18 protein-coding genes are annotated in these 18795 nt (G+C 55.3%); 12 read left to right on the top strand and 6 right to left on the bottom strand.

Annotated features, from left to right (window positions below; genetic code table 11):
- Positions 1-80: 80 nt before the first annotated feature.
- Positions 81-971, top strand: a complete 891-nt coding sequence (locus tag RGW60_RS03920) for a sensor histidine kinase (RefSeq protein ID WP_322202331.1) — start codon at positions 81-83, stop codon at positions 969-971.
- The gene (locus RGW60_RS03915) at positions 968-1627 is read left to right on the top strand and encodes a response regulator transcription factor (RefSeq protein ID WP_322202329.1); all 660 of its coding nucleotides are present in this window, start codon (positions 968-970) and stop codon (positions 1625-1627) included. Before RGW60_RS03920 ends, RGW60_RS03915 begins: the two co-directional genes overlap by 4 nt.
- On the opposite strand, the gene yegS is transcribed toward RGW60_RS03915, so the two are convergent.
- Entirely contained in the window at positions 1611-2540 is a 930-nt protein-coding gene (gene yegS / locus RGW60_RS03910) for a lipid kinase YegS (protein WP_322202326.1), read from the bottom strand. The two genes, RGW60_RS03915 and yegS, sit on opposite strands and share 17 nt — an antisense overlap.
- A 390-nt stretch (positions 2541-2930) precedes the next feature.
- Here yegS and RGW60_RS03905 point away from each other — a divergent pair, with 390 nt between their 5' ends.
- Both RGW60_RS03905 and RGW60_RS03900 read left to right on the top strand, forming a co-directional pair.
- The gene (locus RGW60_RS03905; protein ID WP_322202324.1) at positions 2931-4367 is read left to right on the top strand and encodes an undecaprenyl-phosphate glucose phosphotransferase; all 1437 of its coding nucleotides are present in this window, start codon (positions 2931-2933) and stop codon (positions 4365-4367) included.
- A complete protein-coding gene (locus tag RGW60_RS03900) occupies positions 4367-5824 on the top strand; it encodes a mannose-1-phosphate guanylyltransferase/mannose-6-phosphate isomerase (protein ID WP_322202323.1) in 1458 nt (485 codons plus the stop codon). Before RGW60_RS03905 ends, RGW60_RS03900 begins: the two co-directional genes overlap by 1 nt.
- Positions 5825-5989: 165 nt before the next feature.
- Here RGW60_RS03900 and RGW60_RS03895 read toward each other — a convergent pair whose 3' ends face one another.
- Both RGW60_RS03895 and RGW60_RS03890 read right to left on the bottom strand, forming a co-directional pair.
- Positions 5990-6367: a VOC family protein gene (locus tag RGW60_RS03895; protein WP_322202321.1), complete on the bottom strand. Its 378-nt coding sequence runs from the start codon at positions 6365-6367 to the stop codon at positions 5990-5992.
- A gap of 56 nt (positions 6368-6423) precedes the next feature.
- The gene (locus RGW60_RS03890; protein ID WP_322202319.1) at positions 6424-7296 is read right to left on the bottom strand and encodes a LysR family transcriptional regulator; all 873 of its coding nucleotides are present in this window, start codon (positions 7294-7296) and stop codon (positions 6424-6426) included.
- Positions 7297-7421: 125 nt separating this feature from the next.
- Between RGW60_RS03890 and RGW60_RS03885 the strand changes: the two genes are divergently transcribed.
- Together RGW60_RS03885 and RGW60_RS03880 are read left to right on the top strand one after the other, a co-directional pair.
- On the top strand, positions 7422-8951 hold the full coding sequence (locus RGW60_RS03885) for an MFS transporter (RefSeq protein ID WP_322202317.1): 1530 nt from the start codon (positions 7422-7424) through the stop codon (positions 8949-8951).
- An 89-nt stretch (positions 8952-9040) separates the two neighbouring features.
- A complete protein-coding gene (locus tag RGW60_RS03880) occupies positions 9041-9949 on the top strand; it encodes a hypothetical protein (RefSeq protein WP_322202314.1) in 909 nt (302 codons plus the stop codon).
- On the opposite strand, the gene RGW60_RS03875 is transcribed toward RGW60_RS03880, so the two are convergent.
- Together RGW60_RS03875 and RGW60_RS03870 are read right to left on the bottom strand one after the other, a co-directional pair.
- Positions 9946-11085, bottom strand: a complete 1140-nt coding sequence (locus tag RGW60_RS03875; protein WP_322202312.1) for a glycerate kinase — start codon at positions 11083-11085, stop codon at positions 9946-9948. The two genes, RGW60_RS03880 and RGW60_RS03875, sit on opposite strands and share 4 nt — an antisense overlap.
- Before the next feature lie 117 nt (positions 11086-11202).
- Positions 11203-12306, bottom strand: coding sequence for a sugar diacid recognition domain-containing protein (locus RGW60_RS03870; RefSeq protein ID WP_322202310.1), 1104 nt, complete (start codon positions 12304-12306; stop codon positions 11203-11205).
- Between the two features lie 181 nt (positions 12307-12487).
- Here RGW60_RS03870 and RGW60_RS03865 point away from each other — a divergent pair, with 181 nt between their 5' ends.
- From RGW60_RS03865 to pncA, 3 genes are all read left to right on the top strand, one after another.
- Positions 12488-13141, top strand: coding sequence for a DUF1345 domain-containing protein (locus tag RGW60_RS03865; protein ID WP_322202308.1), 654 nt, complete (start codon positions 12488-12490; stop codon positions 13139-13141).
- A gap of 101 nt (positions 13142-13242) precedes the next feature.
- Positions 13243-14208, top strand: coding sequence for a D-2-hydroxyacid dehydrogenase family protein (locus RGW60_RS03860; protein WP_322202306.1), 966 nt, complete (start codon positions 13243-13245; stop codon positions 14206-14208).
- A gap of 172 nt (positions 14209-14380) precedes the next feature.
- A complete protein-coding gene (pncA, locus tag RGW60_RS03855) occupies positions 14381-15088 on the top strand; it encodes a bifunctional nicotinamidase/pyrazinamidase (protein ID WP_322202304.1) in 708 nt (235 codons plus the stop codon).
- Here the strand turns inward: pncA and RGW60_RS03850 are convergent.
- Entirely contained in the window at positions 15040-15522 is a 483-nt protein-coding gene (locus tag RGW60_RS03850; protein ID WP_322202302.1) for a GNAT family N-acetyltransferase, read from the bottom strand. The two genes, pncA and RGW60_RS03850, sit on opposite strands and share 49 nt — an antisense overlap.
- 161 nt (positions 15523-15683) lie before the next feature.
- Here RGW60_RS03850 and RGW60_RS03845 point away from each other — a divergent pair, with 161 nt between their 5' ends.
- The 3 genes from RGW60_RS03845 (at position 15684) to RGW60_RS03835 (ending at position 18758) form a co-directional block, all read left to right on the top strand.
- Complete coding sequence (locus tag RGW60_RS03845; RefSeq protein ID WP_322202300.1) at positions 15684-16556, top strand: formate/nitrite transporter family protein; 873 nt, start codon at positions 15684-15686, stop codon at positions 16554-16556.
- 149 nt (positions 16557-16705) lie between these two features.
- The gene (locus RGW60_RS03840; protein WP_322202298.1) at positions 16706-17389 is read left to right on the top strand and encodes a response regulator transcription factor; all 684 of its coding nucleotides are present in this window, start codon (positions 16706-16708) and stop codon (positions 17387-17389) included.
- Positions 17367-18758, top strand: a complete 1392-nt coding sequence (locus RGW60_RS03835) for a HAMP domain-containing sensor histidine kinase (protein ID WP_322202296.1) — start codon at positions 17367-17369, stop codon at positions 18756-18758. The genes RGW60_RS03840 and RGW60_RS03835 overlap by 23 nt, the downstream gene beginning before the upstream one ends.
- Positions 18759-18795 lie beyond the last annotated feature (37 nt).

Genomic DNA, 18795 nt, shown 5'->3' with positions numbered 1-18795 from the left:
TGCATTCTTCTAGAACTGATATTGACCCGATAGCAATCCGATCGGGTTATCCGCAGCGAACATCAAATGGCTTTTTCGCTATGTATGCCAGCATTAAATCACTCAAATTTCGGTCTCTGAGCAAAAATAACGCTCGCTGGTTGACAGTCGCACTCTGCGGGGGATTGATCGCAGGCAATCTCGCAGTTTATCTCGCCGCAATGGCATTGCCGCCTGAACTGTTAGCGCTAAACCTAGCGACAGTCGCCAGCGTCTGGTATGTGCAACGCAGGTCAGGTAACTCGATTAATTTTCAGCCACAAGAATTGGCTGAACGCATGCTTGAAGTTCAAGAGACAGAACGTCATCGGCTTAGCCGCGAACTGCATGACGACATTGGGCAGATGCTTACCGCCGCCAAACTGCAAAGCGACTTGCTGCAACGCCATATACCGGTGGAACTGGAGAAACAGTTTTTAACGCTATGTACAACGCTGGAAGAGACGCTCACGAAGGTGCGCGATGTATCGGCTATTCTCAATCCTCGCCAACTGGCCAGTCTTGGGCTAGAAGCCAGCTTGCGTGCGCATCTGTCGCGCACGCTGAGTGACACGGCTGTGCATTGGAGTTTGGAATGTCATCAGCGCTTGTCTGGCATATCGGAAGAGGTCGCGGTTGCGGCGTTTAGAATCACTCAAGAAGCCGTGACTAATATGCTGAGACATGCCGCCGCAAACAATCTTTTGGTCCGTTTGCAGCGCTCACCAGAAGGACTATTACTGCACATAGCAGATGATGGCATCGGTTTTCTGCCTGCTAAAAACCCAGGGCAACAAGGGCAACGTGGCATGGCGGGTATGGCAGAACGTATTGCGCTGCTGAGCGGTACGTTAAAGGTTTACAGCCACCCCGGCGAGGGCACCCACATTGACGCTCTTTTTCCTTGGGCACCCCGTGCTCGCGAACGCGCCAATACAAGCAGGGGCTTATGACGTGCAACCTGCTTCTAGTCGATGACCACGCGCTGATCAGGGCCGGTGTGCGTGCGCTGATTTCAGAGTTTCCAGGTTATGCCGTGATCGGCGAAGCCGACGATGGTTCCCAATTACTCGAACTGGCGCGACGCTTGCGGCCGGACATTATCCTTTTGGACATCTCCATGAAGGACACCAATGGTCTGGATGCCATGGAGCAGTTGCTCAATGAGCTGCCCCTGAGCAGCGTACTGATCTTGTCGATGCACACCGACCCCCAGATGATCATGCGTGCGCTGGAGAGAGGTGCCCATGGTTACTTACTCAAAGACGCAACCGGCACCGAACTCGAACAGGCCTTGACCGCACTTCGCAATAACGAGCGTTACCTCAGCCCTGCTATTGCCCATGCTGTAATCAATCAAGCATTGATCAGCGTCCACGCGCGCCGTCCCGAACGCGTCGTTGCGCACAATTTGACCAGCCGCCAAACAGAAATCCTTCGCTTGATCGCTCGCGGTAAATCCACCCGAGAAATTGCCGGGGGTCTTGGTTTGAGCATAAAGACAATCGAAACTCATCGAGCGCAAATCATGAAGCGCTTGCAGATATTCGACGTCGCAGGCTTGGTGTTGTTTTGCGTTCGCGAACGAATTATCAGCCTCGACGATTGAGCGGCTCGATGTCACCCAACAGCGGTGAGTGTTCGGGCAAATGCACCCGCAACGCTCGCGGTCGGACCGAAAAGTGCAAGCTCTCGCCGCTCAACGGTTCACCGTCGAGATTTATGTCCAAACCACGGGTCGATTTGAGTTCAACCCACGGCAGACGTGCACGCACGAACATGTTGTCAATGCCTAGTCCTCCTTCGAGCAACCCTTTAAGGGTGCTCACGACTTCTTGAGGCGCGGGCAAAATACTGATGTCCAGCAAACCGTCATCAGCCAGGGCTGTAGGACACAACACATGCCCGCCGCCCGCTTGGCGGCCGTTTCCGATACCCAGTGCCAAAAGGTCGCCACACCAATGAAAGTCAGGTCCGGTCAACTCACCATAGGCCGCGCGCAATTCACTAAAGCGTGACAGCCCAGTAAACAAGTAAGCCGCACCACCCAATACTTTCTTCAGGTCTTCAGAGGTACTCGCAGTAACCTGGCTACCAAAGCCACCGGTTGCCATGTTCAAAAACAATTGTCCGTCGACATCCCCGACATCCACTTCCCGAGCTGGCAGCTCAAGCAGGTCCAACGCCGCTTTGGCAGCCATTGGCACACCAGCCGCACGCGCGAAATCATTGGCAGTTCCCATGGGCAGCAATACCAGGCTGACTTGGTGTGGATACTCGGCGTGCGCCAATACTAAGGCTTGAGCAATTTCGCGCAATGTTCCGTCACCGCCGCCAGCGATGATTGTCCGGAAACCCGCGGCCAGCGCCTCGTTCACCAGCCGCTGGGCATCTCCGGGCTCCCAAGTCACCCTCACTCCAAGCTGCCAGCCCTCTTCACGTTTGGCCCCAACCGCGGCGCGTACCTCTTCATTAAGGGCTTGCTTCCCGTGAAGTATCAAAAGAGCCGTGCGCTGCGTCATTTAGATTCCTACCAGAGGCAAACCAATATCCTTGTGAAGAGTCAGACCCCAAGGCCACTAAAAAAAATCCGGCTCGACGTATAAATTTTCTTTCCGTTGACCCGCTGGAAGGCAGGCACGGCTTTATTGGATTTATGCTTTGAACCTGCCTATTCAGCTGAGTGAACTGACTACCTGATATCGTGGTTTTTACCCTCCGATTGAAGATATTTCTGTTTTTTAGACAGAGCACCATTGAAAACAAAGAGTCGGCTGTGGTTTATTCGACAAAATATTGGCTTTCATGGAGTTAGTGGTCTAAAAAGCCATTTTATTGACTTTTTTGTAAATAATGGCCGTTGCAGTGCGAAATCCGGCAACGTTTCATGCCGTAAAGGAGTAAGGAGTTTTATGCGCTTGCGACCAGTTAACAGTCTTCTGCTGACGCGAACTAGCCTTGTCGAATACTTCCTATTCGGGGTTCGGGTAATGCACGGCATCACCTGTATTTTGCCAGGGTTGCTGATTTTGGCATTTTGGCAAAACGACTATCCTGTGGAACTGAAAAGCTACTTGGCGGTGCTGCTATTTTTTGGATTCATCAGCGTGCTGATCTTCCAAGCCATAGGGGTGTATTCAGAAACTATTTTCAGCAACCTTTTACGCTTTCGCCTAACCCTTTTTGCTTGGTCTTCAGCATTTTGCTTGTTGCTGTTCATGCACCAGGCGCTTTCATTGCTCAGTTATATTTCCAACGTTCAGTTGATGCTCTGGTTCGCAACCAGCTTCGTGCTGTTCGGCGTTGAACGGTTGCTGGTACTGATGGCCTTCCAACGCCTAATGCACAAAGGCGTCTTTCTGCAGAACGCGATTATTCTGGGAGCTACCGAAAATGGTCAGCGTTTGGCTGAATACCTCGAACAGAATCAGGATATTCGATCTGGAGTTTGCGGGTTCATCGACGACCGCATTGGGCGTATGCCTGCGACTGTGGCAAATCTGCCGCTGATAGGGAATTCGGGCGACCTGGAACGGCTCATTCGCGAAGAAAAAGTCACTCAAGTATTAGTCGCTCTGCCTTGGACTGCGGAAAACCGTATGGACTACATCATTCGCGAACTGCGTAGATTGCCGGTTAACGTGTTGTTAGTGCCCGATATGGTTGCATTCCGACATGCCCACAACCGAATCACCGAAGTCGCCAACCTACCCATGTTCAACGCATCCGACGTTCCATTGAATGGCTGGTCACCGTTCTTCAAACGGCTTGAAGACATGCTCTTGTCGAGCATCGCACTGCTAATTTTTGCGCCAGTGATGCTCGCAGTTTCCATCGCCATAAAGCTCGACTCTCGTGGGCCGGTGCTGTTTCGGCAAAAGCGCTATGGGTATAACAACCGTTTGATTGAAGTCTACAAGTTCCGCTCGATGCACCGGCATCAAGCGGATGCAAATGCTGAAATTCAGACTGTCCGGGGTGACGCCAGAATCACTCGTGTAGGCCGGTTTATCCGCAGAACCAGCCTGGACGAACTGCCGCAGTTGTTTAACGTTTTGGCTGGCAGCATGTCGATGGTTGGTCCAAGGCCCCACGCTACAGCAACAAAGGCCGCAGGCATCCTGTTTGAAGAAGTCGTCAAGGAATACACCTCTCGGCATCGGGTCAAGCCGGGGATCACTGGATTGGCGCAAATCAACGGCTATCGGGGGGAAACGGACACCGTGGAGAAGATCGAGAAACGTGTCGAGTTCGATCTTGAATACATCGAAAACTGGTCGGTATGGTTCGATCTATACATCCTTTTCCGCACTGTTCCGGCAGTGCTCTTTACTCGCGAGGCTTACTAATGAGCATCCTCATTCCTTGCATCATCGCTGGCGGCGCCGGCACCCGTCTTTGGCCGGTATCGCGGGAGGCCATGCCTAAACCATTCATGCGCCTGCCCGATGGCGAGAGCTTGTTGCAAAAGACCTTCGTCCGAGCCTGCGGGCTGCCAGAGGTCAATCGAGTTCTCACCGTAACCAACCGCGACGTGTATTTCCGTATGGTGGACGACTATCGGCAGTTGAACACTACCCGCGCAAAACTAGACTTTATTCTCGAACCGTTAGGCCGTAATACAGCGGCGGCCATCGCTGCGGCCGCACTGCATGTCGCCCAGTTATACGGCGAAGATGCGCACCTGTTGGTGCTGCCCGCTGATCACCTGATCAAGGACGTAAAAGCCTTTGCCGAAGCCGTTGCTGTGGCACGAGAACTTGCAGATAAAGGCTGGATGGCCACGTTCGGCATCGTCCCGACTAAAGCGGAAACCGGCTTCGGGTACATCGAAAAAGGCCAAATGCTAAACACCTCTTCCTACCAGGTGGCGCGCTTTGTCGAGAAGCCCAATGCCGAGACCGCTCAAGACTACTTGGACGGCGGCCTTCATTTGTGGAATGCAGGCATGTTCTGCATGCGCGCCGACACTATGCTACGGGAGTTACAAGAGCACGCGCCCAACGTACTGGCCGCCGTACGCGCCTGCCTGGAGCAAAGCCAATGCAAGGAAGGCGATCACGAGTTGCAATTGGAATTGAATGCCGAGTTGTTCGCTTTGGCCCCGGATATTTCCATTGATTACGCAGTTATGGAGCCTTCGCAGAATGTCGCGGTGGTGCCTTGCCAGCTTGGCTGGAGCGACATCGGGTCATGGCAAGCGATGCGCGAACTTAGCCCAACCGATGACAACGGCAACCAATGCAATGGCCAGACCGTATTACAGGACGTGACCAACTGCTACATCGACTCACCAAGACGACTAGTGGGCGGTATCGGTCTGGACGATTTAATCATCATTGACACACCTGACGCCTTATTGATCGCCGACGCGAAACGTAGTCAGGATGTAAGCATTATTGCCAAGGAGCTCAAACGGCAGGGCCATGATGCTTATCGACTGCACCGAACCGTCACCCGCCCATGGGGCACCTACACCATCCTTGAAGAAGGTAAGCGATTCAAAATCAAGCGCATCATGGTCCGCCCGCAAGCGTCGCTGTCATTGCAAATGCACCACCACCGCAGTGAACACTGGATCGTCGTCAGTGGTATGGCGCTGGTCACCAATGGCGAAAATGAATTCTTGCTAGACACCAACGAGTCAACCTTCATCAAACCGGGCCGCACACACCGCTTAGTCAACCCTGGCGTCATCGATCTGGTAATGATCGAAGTGCAAAGCGGAGAATACCTGGGCGAGGACGATATCGTTCGCTTCACCGATATCTATGGTCGCGTACCTGTGGAGGCCGCCAAGCCCTGAAACTCGGCGCCAGGATTTCATTGACACGTTTGATAGCAAGCAGCCGCACAAATTGTGGAGGCATGCTTGCCTACGAAAGGCCTATCGTTGCGCCGCCTATATCGACCTGAAACCTGGGTTGCTGGCATTAACGTTTTCGTCGGCAAGGCAACTCCCAATCGCGGGTCAAACGTACTCAGAAATCTCTATCAGGTTCAGATCCGGGTCACGCAGGTACACCGAACGAATGGGTCCGGTGGCGCCAGTGCGCATGATGGGGCCTTCAATAATTGGCCAATTGGCCGCGCTCAAACGTTCGATCACCTGATCCAATGGGATCGATGCGACAAAGCATAAATCCAATGCCCCAGGCACCGGCTGGTGGGCTTTGGGCTCGAACTCATGCCCTCTAATGTGCAGGTTTATTTTCTGATGACCGAACGTAAACGCTATACGCCCTGCACCAAAGGTCTCCAGCTGCATCCCTAACACGCGAACGTAAAAATCCTGAGCAGCTTGGGCATTGGTGGCGGTCAGCACCAGGTGGTCCAGGTGATCGATCATTGGTTGAACTCCTCAAGCATTTTTGCCACAAAACGGGTTGGTACCACGAGCGCGCCTTACTCTGCGCAATGCTTCACGTGCTCTATAAAGTGCGCTACGGCCGGAGCCTTCTCGAATCGTCGATACACCAGCGACAAGCATGACGAAGGTTGGCAGTCCTGAATGCGTCGGTACACCACGTTGGGCAAGTTGATATGGTCCACCACCGATTCAGGCACCACCGCCACACCCTGTCCAAGGGAAACCAACGCGATGACCGAGACCAGTCCACCCGGCTGCGGCCCGAGCGTTGGCGCGAAGCCACCGTGGGCCGCCACTTGCAAAGTGCCGGAGATCTGTTCGGGAAGAATGAACGTTTCATTTTGCAAATGCACGGCGTTGAGGTCTTTCAGACGGCACAACCATGAGCTGTCGGGCACCGCCAAAGTGAAGCCTTCCGCCACCAGGCTGAGGGTGCTGAGCGAATCGGGCACATGCATCGGTGAGCGAATGTAGCCGACATCAAGCCGCCCTTCCTCAATCAACGTCGGCAACGCAGGCATCAAGCTCTCGCTGATGGCAAAACCAATGTCGGGATAGCGCTGACGAAAGCTGCTGACTTGCTGCTGCAACGCACCGGAAAATACCGCCGACGCAACATAACCCAATTCGATATGCCCGGTCTCGCCCCGTCCGGCGCGCTGTGCGTTGAGTTGCGCGGTTTCAAACTGCCTCACCGCCAGTTCAGCCTCTACCTGCAATGCCCGGCCGGCGTCAGTCAGGCTGACTTCTCGCTGCTGCCGCAGGAACACCCGTGTGCCCAGTTCATTCTCCAGGTCTTGAATCTGCCGCGTCAGGGTCGGCGGGGCAATACCCAACTGCTCCGCAGCCCTGGTGAAATTCCGGTGCTTCGCAACGGCCAGAAAGTAGCGAAAGTGGCGTATTTCCATAGTCGAATTAGCTCAAAGGTAATGAAATCCTACTGCATGGGTAATCATAGGCTGAAACCTTTGCTTTATGCTGCTGATAGCGTTACCTGCAAGACAATCATGAGCATAAGCGCCCGGAGGCAGAATTGAAAATCGTTAGCCCGCGTATGACCTTGTTGACCGCTTCCGGTGTCTGCTCGCTCATTGTTCTGGACACCAATATTGTCGCCGTCACGCTCCCCAGCATCGCCCGAGATTTGGGGGCGGGCTTCGCCGACATTGAATGGGTGGTCAGTGCTTACATGCTGGCGTTTGCGGCACTGCTGTTGCCGGCTGGCAGCATTGCTGATCGCTTCGGCCGCAAGAAAACCCTGATCAGCGGCTTAGTGCTATTTATTTTGGCGTCGGTGGGCTGCGGCGCTGCGCCCAACATCTTATTTCTCGACATCGCACGTGCGATCAAGGGTGTGGGTGCGGCGTTGCTGCTGACCTCGGCGCTGGCAACTATCGGCCACGTCTTTCACGACGAAACCGAACGCGCTAAAGCCTGGGCGTTCTGGGGGGCGTGCATGGGCGTGGCAATGACCGCAGCGCCCACCGTCGGCGGGTTGATCGCTTCTTTCGTCGGCTGGCGTTGGATTTTTTACTTGAATCTGCCGGTGGGTGCGGTGCTGATGTTCTTGGTCTGGCGCAACATCCCCGAGTCGCGCAATGAACAATCGGCGCGACTGGACCCTTGGGGCAGTTTGGCATTCAGCGGCAGTTTGTTGTGTTTGATCTGGGGTTTGATCGAAGCCAATCGTATTGGCTGGGACAACAGCCTGACCACCCTGCGCATGGCCGGCGGGGTGCTGCTCTTGGCACTGTTCGTTGTGGTGGAACGCCTACAGCATCGGCCGATGGTTGATTTGCAATTGTTCAAACACCCACGCTTCATCGGAGCGCTGCTCGGGATGTTCGCCTACGCTGGCTGCGCTCAGGTGATGATGACGATGCTGCCGTTCTACCTGCAGAACGGCTTGGGCTTTAGCGCCATTGCATCAGGACTGGGCATGCTGCCGTTCGCCGCGACCATGCTGATCTTCCCGAAAATTGGTGCGCGGTTGTCGAACCATCTCTCACCGGCAGGCATGATGACTGTCGGACTGGTCTTGGTGGGCTGCGGCAACCTGCTCAGCGCATGGGCTGCCTCTGTCGGCGGTTACTTGGGTTTTGCTTGCGCCATTGCAGTCACCGGAGCTGGGGCCGGTTTGCTCAATGGTGATACCCAGAAAAACATTATGGCGTGCGTGCCGCGGGATCGTGCAGGCATGGCCTCGGGCATGAGCACCACCATGCGTTTCAGCGCCATTGTGTTGGCAATCGGGATCTACGGCGCGGTATTGGCCAGCCACACGCAACAGGCGTTGAGTGGCAGTCTGCACACGGAAGCCCCCGAATGGTTGACGCAAACCGATTACATCGCCTCGCGTGTGGTGGCCGGCGATATGACCGCCGCGTTGTCGCCCCTGACAGAGAGTGCTCGCTTAGTGATTCAGCCCTTGGCGCAACAGGCTTTTGTCGCAGGTTTCAGCACCCTTCTCTGGCTAGCCGGGTTGTTGGCGTTGTTCGGTGCAATATTGGTGGGCACCTTGATGCGTAACCCGATTCCCTCGGTGCAGATGAGTCCGGCGTAAATGCACGATTTGATTTGTAAAAGCGCGCTTGTCAGCAATGGATCGCGAAGCGGCGCGTTCAATACGTCGCCGTTTTCGAGGCATCAATCATGTACCACGCACTAGCTCTGCCCTGCTCCCCCAACGACGTCCACGAGCGGATTTACAAAGGGCAAATCTTGGCTATCGACGCCCAACCGGCGATGGCGAAACTGGTGACGTTCGCCGATGAGTTTCTGCGCGAGGCGCTGTTTCCCCACACCCCTGCGCTGATTCATCAGCACTGGTCCCACGCCCAACAAGCCGAAGGATTCACTCGCTGCCAAGCTGATTTTCATCAGGCACACGAAGCAAATCGCCTCTGGGTCAAGCTCATGGAAGACATCGGCCTTGACCCTGTGGAGCTTGCCTGTGACCGGCTGCACTTACGCTTTCAACCGCCACCCAGTTCCGACGCCCCAGCGTCTCGTGCACGTGCAACCGCAACCATTGCGTTTCATCGTGATACCTGGGGTTCGAATCTGTATGCGCAAACCAATTGGTGGGCGCCTATTTACCCCGTGAGTGCGCAAAGAACATTTGCCATGTACCCGCATTTATGGGACCAACCGTTGCAAAACACCAGTGCTGAGTTCGACCTTGCGTCAGTGCTAGCGCGATCCCAAGCCGGCGGCCGTAATTCGGTAGACGCTGACCAGGCCACTCCGCATTTACTTGAAACCGTGGACGCTAGCCTTGGGCAACCCGTGGTGATCGCGCCCGGTTCGATCATCGCCTTTTCCGGAGCCCATGCCCATGCAGGCGTGCCTAATAGCAGCGCCCTGACGCGCATCTCTTTCGAAACCCGGACCCTGTGGCTCAACGATCTGCGTAAGGGGCGCGGCGCACCAAATATAGATGGCCATGCACGGTGGATGTCCCCGGGATTTTTTCGTTGCTTGAGCGACGGCCAACGTCTGCATGAATGGATAGGCTGCAGTTACCTCACGCTTTACAAAAAAGGCCAAAAATACCCTTAGCGTGACGACGCCAACTGCCACACCCGAGCCAGATCACGCGCTCGGTCGTGTAACAATTGGGCGGCATTACGACATGCATAATCGAGGGTCATCGGGCCACTGGTCAGCGCAAAAGCCGCATTTATGCCGTGTTGGTACAACTGGGCATAGCCCTCCCCCAGCGTTCCCGCCAAAACGATCACCGGAACGCCTTTGTGCTGGGCAATTTTGGCAACCCCAAATGGCGTTTTACCACGCAGAGTCTGAGCGTCGAAACGACCCTCGCCGGTAATTACCCAGTCGGCGCCCTCCAGTGCATCGGCCAGTCCAACCAGATCAGCCACTACGTCCACGCCGGGACGAAAGGTCGCATTCAGATACGCCTTGGCGGCGAAGCCCATGCCACCCGCCGCACCACATCCGGGGTCGTCCCGTAGATCGCGGTTCAGCACCTCAGCAGATTGATCGGCGAAATGCCCCAACGCCGCGTCCAATTCCAGGACTTGCTGCGGTGACGCGCCCTTTTGCGGCCCAAAGACATGCGACGCCCCATGCAGACCGCACAACGGATTATCAACGTCCGCAGCGACTTCAAAGCACACGTCGCGCAAACGCTTGTCGAGGCCATCCATTTCGATCCGTTGGACCCGCGCCAATGCCAGGCCGCCCGGCTCCACACGCTGCCCCTGGGCATCCAGAAACCGCGCACCCAGTGCCGACAGCATGCCGCTGCCTGCGTCATTGGTCGCACTGCCGCCAATAGCCAAAATGATCCGTTGCGCACCGGCATCCAGCGCCGCGCCGATCAATTCGCCTGTACCTTGAGTACTGCTGAGGCAGGCGTTTCGTTGTTCCAGGGTCAAGAGTTGCAGGCCGCTGGCCATGGCCATTTCGATGATCGCGGTGCGGCTTTGCGCTAGCCAACCCCATTGCGCGTCAACCGCATCTCCCAGCGGCCCAGTTACCGAGGCGCTCATCCAATGACCATCACACGCCGCCAAAATCGCCTCGATAGTGCCTTCACCGCCATCTGCCATCGGGCATTGAACGAGTTCGGCATCAGGCCAGACTTCGGCAAGGCCGCTCGCGATAGCAATGGCCGCAGCTTGAGCGCTCAGACTGTCCTTGAAAGAATCCGGGGCGATGACGATTTTCATGATTATTTTCCTGTCCGTAATACGTGGATGTTCTCACCCCGGCCCACGTTTGCCGCCTGACCTTCGCACAACTAACGTCACAGGCTGTTGGTCATCGGAACAAAGGTCGCGACCGTTTTACTCATTAACAACGCGCGCAGTCATTTGCAAACCCAAGTAAAGGCGCAGAAGGTCGTTGGTTCGATAGGGATCGCAGCCGCTGAGTTCGGCAACTTTTTCCAGACGATAACGCAGACTATTACGGTGAATGCCTAACGCGTCGGCGCAGGCCTGGCTTTCGCCGCTGTAATCGAACCAACTGCGTAAAGTTTCCAGCAACAGGCTGCTATTGCTGTGCTGCAATCGGGTGATGGGATCAGCGATGCCTTGAGCCAGCCAATCATTTCGGTAACGCCAAAACAATACCGCAAGCCGATGCACCGCCAAACGAAAGAGCCGTTGTTGTGGATGAACGTGGCGCGCGTAATCAAGCAAATCTCGAGCGGCGGCGCACGCGTGGCGTAAGGTCGACAGATCGGCAGATTGCTCCACGGTGACCAAGCGCAGTGCTGCCCAACCCTGCTCATTTAGTTGCTCCAGCAGCAGTGCGTCGTCGCGCTCTTTACCATTGGCTCGGCACCAATACACCAGCGTCGATTCGCGAACGACGCACCAACTGTTGGTGTAACGAGTATTCAGCCAATTGCTTATTTGATTGGCCGTAGCCGTGTGTGCTGGCAGTTCAATCAAGACCGCTTGACGCGGTAATTGCGGTTGCAATCCCAGGTGTTCAGCCTCTTCAACCAACGCGTCGGGGCAGTCGGACAGCAACAGCCTGGAGAGTAAATCTTCGCTGCGCTGATGCCGCCAATTTTGGTCCGCTTGCTGGCGCCGATGTTCCATAAGCATTTCGGCGGTCATCTTGACCAACTCGCCGTAGACCCGAACCTGATCGGGTTCGCCCGTGATACCTAGCACGCCCACCAATTGCTGATCGAGCATCAACGGCAAATTGACCCCCGGCCGGACGCCGCTCAGGTGCTTGGCAGTTTGCGAGTCAATTTCCACCACTCGATGATTGGCCAGCACTAACTGCGCGCCCTCGTGCCGAGTGTACAAACGGTCGGCCTCACCACTTCCGATGATGATGCCCAGATAATCCATCACATTGACGTTGCACGGCAGAATCGCCATAGCTCGGTCAACGATGTCTTGGGCAAGGGCGTGGTCAAGCGCAAACATAAAAGGCTCCGCATAGAGGGGAATCAGAGGAGTTTGCCTCAATCATAGCGCTGAATCATAGACTCCTCTGCGGCTTTTCGCCCCGACGGTTTTACGACACAGGCCCACCAGCGTGCGGTTTTTTCATCTAACACAAAGGCCGTGCTAAGGTTTGCACAGACCCTGACCGCGATGCTTCCCAATGCCTCATCTTGCCCATACTCATCCCCGCCTGACCGTTGCTGGATTGATTGGCTGCGCCAGCGGAATCGTCTGCAGTTTCGTTGTTCCCGGACTCACGCCAACCACCCACATATTGATCGGCTGGAACATCGGTGTATGGACATACCTGATGCTGATGATATGGCGAACCAATCGTGCGGGTGCCGACGACGTCAAACGTTTTGCCATTGTTGAAGATGAAAATGCCGGGCTCGTATTGGCCATGGTTTGCGTGGCAGCGATTGCCAGCCTGGCAGCTATCAGCGTGGAGTTGATCGGTAGCAAAGACCTCAGCGCCAGCCTCAAAGCTTGGCATTACGGCTTCACCGGGGTAACCGTGGTGGGTTCATGGCTGATGACCGGGGTGATTTTCAGCCTGCACTATGCGCGGCTGTTCTATACCGCCAACACTCCGGAACCGGCATTGCGCTTTGCAGATGGCGAAAAAAATCCGAACTATTGGGACTTCTTGTATTTTTCTTTCACCATCAGCGTTGCCGTACAAACAGCCGACGTCGGTGTCGCCAGCCGAGATTTGCGCAAGACCGTGCTGGCGCAGTCGTTGATTGGCTTTGTGTTCAATACAGCGATTTTGGGGTTTTCGATCAATATCGCGGCGGGATTATTTGGTTAGAACATCGTTCTACGAATCATTTATTGCATAAAAAATGAAATTCAGGAGCAAGCCCTTGTTTGCTGCGAAAAATTCCAGCGCACCTTATCGAGGCATTTTGAATGACTGAGCATTCTCGCCTGCACATCGCCGTCCTTGATGACTGGCAATCAATAGCCAGCGACGTGGTGGACTGGACCGTTCTCAGCACCTTCGCAGAGCTAAGTTTTTTGCACGAATTCCCGGCAGACGCCGACACCATGATCACCCGGCTAGCGTCGTTCGACGTAATTTGCGTGATGCGTGAGCGTACACAGTTCAACGATGCATTATTAAGCCAATTGCCACGTCTGAAGCTGCTGGTCACTGGTGGCATGCGCAATGCCGCAATCGACCTCTACGCTACGGCACGCTTGGGCATTCAAGTGTGCGGCACTGCCAGCTACAAAAACGCCGCGCCCGAATTGACTTGGGCATTGATCATGGGCATTACCCGCCACATGGTGGGGGAAGCCAATTCCCTCCGCCAAGGCGGGTGGCAAATCGGCTTGGGCGGCGACTTGTATGGCAAGACGCTGGGTATTTTGGGCTTGGGTAATATTGGTCAATGGGTCGCTAAATATGCCCAGGCATTTGGCATGCGGGTGATCGCCTGGAGTGAAAACCTTACCGCCGAACGTGCTGCTGAAGTCGGCGTGACCTACGTCACCAAGCGCGAACTGTTTGAACAATCGGATGTGCTAAGTGTGCACCTGGTCCTCAGCGACCGCAGTCGCGGCATCGTCGATGCCCAAGCGCTGAGCTGGATGAAGCTTACAGCCTATCTGATCAATACAGCGCGCGGTCCCATCGTCGACGAAGCGGCACTCATTGGCTTGTTACAACGCGGTGATATTGCCGGCGCAGCGCTGGATGTTTTTGAGCCGGAACCCCTGCCCGTCGATCATCCGTTTCGTACCTTGAGCAACGTGCTGGCAACGCCGCACATCGGTTACGTCACCGAGAACAACTACCGGATATTCTTTAGCCAAATGATCGAAAACATTCAGGCTTGGCACGGAGGAGAACCTATTAGGGTGCTGGGGTAATACCGAGTCGAGCCTTTGGGGATGAATACGCGAAGAGACAGTACCGGCGATACCGTCTACTAATTCGCAGCTTTATCGATTAAGGCGCTCAACAACGGCTTATGGTTCTGCGCCGAGTGAGGCACACTGCGACTTTCCGCCACCGCGGATGACGCTCAAGGCGGAGCTGACCATGATTTTTTCAAGCGCTTCTTCCCCCAACAGCTCTGGTAGCGCGCTGCTGGTTATTGATATGCAAAATGATTTCATGCCTGGAGGGCAACTGGCGGTCATCGATGGCAACGCCTTGGTGCCACTGGTCAATCAACTCGGGGCATGCTTTCGCAACGTGATCATCACTCAGGACTGGCATCCTGCCGGCCACCTCTCTTTTGCCTCCAGCCATGCCGAACGCAAACCGTTCGACAACATTCACCTGCCTTACGGCGCACAAACCCTGTGGCCGGATCACTGCATACAAAACAGCCACGGCGCACAGCTACACGCCGACCTTGAGCTACCCAATGCTCAGCTGATTGTGCGCAAGGGCTATAACGCCTGCATCGACAGCTACTCTGCGTTTATTGAAGCCGACCGCTGCACCCGCACCGGGCTTGCTGGCTACCTCAGGGATCGCGGCATACACACTGTATTTCTGGTCGGCCTGGCTTTGGATTTTTGTGTCGCATGGTCGGCCCAAGATGCTTGTGCAGAGGGTTTTGACACCTTTGTCATCGCCGACGCCTGCCGCGCCATAGACTTAAACGGCTCACTCGACACCGCGTGGGAAACGATGCTGCTGGCTGGGGTGCAACGCATTGAGTCCGACGAAGTATTCAGCATCAGCAAAGATCACTCGCCCAACGCGAAGCCTTTCAACGTATCCCCGGCCAGGCGATAACGGACCCACTCCTCCTGGGGCTCTGCGCCGATGGATTTGTAAAAATCAATAGCCGGGGTGTTCCAGTCCAACACACTCCACTCAAAGCGTCCGCAACCGCTGTCGTAAGCCAACTTGGCCAAATGGCGAAGCAGTTTTTTCCCGGCACCCACGCCACGGTGACGCGAAGAGACAAACAAATCTTCCAGGTAAAGACCTTTGCGCCCCTGCCAAGTCGAGTAGCTAAGAAAGTAGACCGCGAAACCAATTGGCTGCTCATCGAGCAGACAGATCAAAGCCCGCGCCGGGGATGGTTCATCGAATAGGCTGCGCTCGATGTCCGCTACGCGGGCCAATACTTCGTGTTCGGCGTTTTCGTAGGTTGCCAGTTCGGTAATAAAGCCGAGGATCACCTCGGCATCGGCCCTGGTCGCTTCACGAATGAGGATGCTCACGGTATTTCTCCTGAATAAATAGACTGTGCTCGCAAAACTCGCGCCCTCGGCCTGAAAAAGGAAAGGGCCGAACGCTCGACAGCGGATTGTGTCTTAACCACCAGCGCCGTGCAGCATTCCATGCGCCACAAATAAACTCCGTACCCGAATCAAGGACTTTTATGGCCAGCAAAACAGACGGCAAAACCCCAGGGCTGTCCGAGGCAGAAGAAAAAAACGTCGACAAAAACCAACCTCCTCGTGCGGCGGTGCTGCATGAAACCATTCGCTTGCAAGGCGACCAAGAGCTGGAGCGCAGCGTGGCTGCGTTATGGTGGTCGGCTCTGGCCGCAGGCTTGACCATGGGTTTGTCGCTGATGGCGATGGGCTTATTCAATGCACGCCTGCCCGCAGGCGAAGCCAGTAAGGTGATTGCCTGCCTGGGGTATTCAGCAGGGTTCCTCGCGGTGATTCTGGCGAGACAACAGTTATTCACCGAAAACACCCTGACCGCTGTGTTGCCGGTCATGAGCAAACCGACCTTGCGTAACTTCGCACGGCTGCTGCGCTTATGGAGCGTCGTGCTGGTCGGCAACTTGACCGGTACGTTGCTGGTCGCCTATGTGATGTTGCATCTACCGATTTTTGATCTTAGAACCGATGCAGCTTTCCTCGATATAGGTCATAAGGTCATGGAGAACGATGTGAGCCAAATGTTCTCCAAGGGCATCATTTCCGGCTGGATGATCGCCACCATGGTCTGGATGATTCCCTCCATGGAAAACGCGAAAATCTGGATCATCCTGCTCATAACGTATTTGATGGCGCTGGGAGACTTCACTCACATCGTCGTCGGCTCGGCCGAAGTGTCTTATTTGGTATTTGCCGGGCAGCTACCTTGGAAAGACTTCTGGCTAACCTTCGCTGGACCGACGCTGGCGGGCAACATCATCGGCGGCAGTTTCATCTTCGCCCTGATCAGCCACGCGCAAATCCGTAGCGAAAGCGAAAAAACAGACAACCGCGAAAAAGACCCAAAGCGCTTTGGGCACTAGTCAAACTCCCGCAGTACAAGGCCTGCAAGAGCAAATGGCTGGCAGAGGTACCGCCACTGTGCAGGCCAATAAATTAATTTTTAAAAATTAACCCATCATTTAAGAGCAAAATGCCGCCCTGAGCCGTAACCCCTTTAGGTGTTCCCCCCATGACCCGAATTCTGACCATCGAGGACGATGCTGTCACGGCGCAAGAAATCGTTGCCGAATTGAACAGTCATGGATTCGATGTTGATTGGGTCGACAACGGACGAGAGGGGCTGATAAGGGCTGTAAGCGGCGATTATGACTTGATCACGCTGGACCGCATGTTGCCGGATGTGAACGGTTTGGCCATCGTCACCACCTTGCGGGCTCTGGGCATCGGCACACCGATTCTGATGATCAGTGCGCTGTCCGATGTTGACGAGCGAGTGAGGGGCTTGCGTGCGGGGGGTGACGACTATCTATCCAAACCTTTTGCCTCCGATGAAATGGCCGCCAGGGTCGAAGTGTTGCTGCGTCGACGCAATCCCGTAAGTGAGGCCCAGACCGTGCTGCACGTCGGGGACCTTGCACTCAACATGATCAGCCGCGAAGCCAGCCGAGGCGATCAGCCCCTAAGCCTGCTGCCCACTGAATACAAACTACTGGAATTCATGATGCGCAACACCGGGCAAGTTATCACTCGGATGATGATTTTCGAGGAGGTCTGGGGCTACCACTTCGACCCCGGCACAAACCTGATAGACGTGCACATTGGGCGTCTACGCAAAAAGATCGATGGCCCCAGCCTGACACCGCTGATTCGGACCGTACGAGGCTCGGGTTATGTCATTGCTGAACCCCTCTAAGGGTTGGCGCTCATCGAGCAGCCGTCTATTGGCGCTGTATAGTTTTCTGTTCGTCGCTTGGAGCAGCATCCTTATGGGCGTGCTGTATTGGGAAGTAACCAGCTACCTGAACACGCTCGCCCGCCACTCGCTAACCCAACGGCAACATCTTTTTTCGCGGTTTCAGGGTTATCAGTTGATTGATGCGTTGAACACCAGCGAGAAATCCGACATGCGCGCCGTGGACGCTTATGGGTTATTCGACAGCGAATTTCGCCCCATCAGCGGACCGGTAAGCAGCATCCCGGCCAATTTACCTATGGATGGCCACATTCATGAACTAAGCGACTGCATAGATTCCGACGACCCGCAGTTGCCGCAAAACAGTTGCGACGCGGTAGCTACCCAAACCCACGACGGGCGCTGGCTGATTTTGGTGCGCGACAACGGTTCATTGTTTGCTGTCACTGCCATCATTTGGCACGCCTTGCTGTGGGCCATGTCCCTGACTATTATTCCCGGCGCTGCGGGGTGGCATTTGTTGCGTCGCCGACCGTTACGCCGAATTCGCGGCCTCCAGGCCAGCGCAGAGTCCATCGTTGCGGGTGACATGGCCCGTCGGCTACCGGTGTCTGACCGCCGTGACGAACTGGACATGCTCGCTGTGATTGTCAATGCGATGCTGGATCGCATCGAAAAGCTGATGCACGAGGTCAAGGGCGTCTGTGACAACATCGCCCACGACCTACGGACCCCGCTGACCCGCCTGCGAGCTCAGCTGTACCGCATTCAACAGCAGTCTGCACAAGACTCTACGCAAGCAATGCAGATGGGCCAAGTTATTGCAGAAGCCGACACTTTGATGGCGCGCTTTCGTGGCCTATTACGTATCTCGGAACTTGAAGACCAGCAACGCCGCTCAGGCTTCGTCGAACTTGACCCACGAGCTTTGCTACACGAGCTTTACGCGTTTTATCTGCCGGTGGCTGAAGAGGTCGGCCTTACCTTGGAATTGCGGTTAGCGTCCTTTTTGCCGACGTTAATCGGCGACCGTGCGTTACTGTTTGAAGCATTGGCCAACTTGCTGAGCAACGCCATCAAGTTCAGCCCCCTTGGTGGTGTGGTCGTCCTCACCGCCTACGGCGAAGGCGACAACACGCGCATCGAAATCCAAGATTCCGGTCCCGGTATCCCGGTCGCGGAACGCAACGCTGTATTTCAACGGTTCTACCGGTGCGCAGACGGCACTCAGCAGAGTGGCTTCGGCCTGGGTTTGTCCATCGTTGCCGCCATCATCAATTTGCACGGGTTCAAACTGCGAATCGACACCAGCCCTGCGGGTGGTGCGAGTCTGATTCTTGATTGCCGCCGAGGTAGCGCGCTGGCTTAGGGCTTGGTCTGACAAGCAGCGTAATCCGGCTGAACGT

Source organism: Pseudomonas sp. AB6 (assembly GCF_034314105.1).
Lineage (GTDB): Bacteria > Pseudomonadota > Gammaproteobacteria > Pseudomonadales > Pseudomonadaceae > Aquipseudomonas.
Note: the sequence above shows the minus strand (reverse complement) of the source record. Positions and strands in the feature narration are given on the sequence as shown.

What these genes read in the sequence shown, in the direction of transcription:
- RGW60_RS03920 (WP_322202331.1), top strand. Translation starts at nt 81, where the DNA reads ATGTATGCCAGCATTAAATCACTCAAATTTCGGTCTCTGAGCAAAAAT.
- RGW60_RS03915 (WP_322202329.1), top strand. Translation starts at nt 968, where the DNA reads ATGACGTGCAACCTGCTTCTAGTCGATGACCACGCGCTGATCAGGGCC.
- yegS (WP_322202326.1), bottom strand. Translation starts at nt 2,540, where the DNA reads ATGACGCAGCGCACGGCTCTTTTGATACTTCACGGGAAGCAAGCCCTT.
- RGW60_RS03905 (WP_322202324.1), top strand. Translation starts at nt 2,931, where the DNA reads ATGCGCTTGCGACCAGTTAACAGTCTTCTGCTGACGCGAACTAGCCTT.
- RGW60_RS03900 (WP_322202323.1), top strand. Translation starts at nt 4,367, where the DNA reads ATGAGCATCCTCATTCCTTGCATCATCGCTGGCGGCGCCGGCACCCGT.
- RGW60_RS03895 (WP_322202321.1), bottom strand. Translation starts at nt 6,367, where the DNA reads ATGATCGATCACCTGGACCACCTGGTGCTGACCGCCACCAATGCCCAA.
- RGW60_RS03890 (WP_322202319.1), bottom strand. Translation starts at nt 7,296, where the DNA reads ATGGAAATACGCCACTTTCGCTACTTTCTGGCCGTTGCGAAGCACCGG.
- RGW60_RS03880 (WP_322202314.1), top strand. Translation starts at nt 9,041, where the DNA reads ATGTACCACGCACTAGCTCTGCCCTGCTCCCCCAACGACGTCCACGAG.
- RGW60_RS03875 (WP_322202312.1), bottom strand. Translation starts at nt 11,085, where the DNA reads ATGAAAATCGTCATCGCCCCGGATTCTTTCAAGGACAGTCTGAGCGCT.
- RGW60_RS03870 (WP_322202310.1), bottom strand. Translation starts at nt 12,306, where the DNA reads ATGTTTGCGCTTGACCACGCCCTTGCCCAAGACATCGTTGACCGAGCT.
- RGW60_RS03865 (WP_322202308.1), top strand. Translation starts at nt 12,488, where the DNA reads ATGCCTCATCTTGCCCATACTCATCCCCGCCTGACCGTTGCTGGATTG.
- RGW60_RS03860 (WP_322202306.1), top strand. Translation starts at nt 13,243, where the DNA reads ATGACTGAGCATTCTCGCCTGCACATCGCCGTCCTTGATGACTGGCAA.
- pncA (WP_322202304.1), top strand. Translation starts at nt 14,381, where the DNA reads ATGATTTTTTCAAGCGCTTCTTCCCCCAACAGCTCTGGTAGCGCGCTG.
- RGW60_RS03845 (WP_322202300.1), top strand. Translation starts at nt 15,684, where the DNA reads ATGGCCAGCAAAACAGACGGCAAAACCCCAGGGCTGTCCGAGGCAGAA.
- RGW60_RS03840 (WP_322202298.1), top strand. Translation starts at nt 16,706, where the DNA reads ATGACCCGAATTCTGACCATCGAGGACGATGCTGTCACGGCGCAAGAA.
- RGW60_RS03835 (WP_322202296.1), top strand. Translation starts at nt 17,367, where the DNA reads ATGTCATTGCTGAACCCCTCTAAGGGTTGGCGCTCATCGAGCAGCCGT.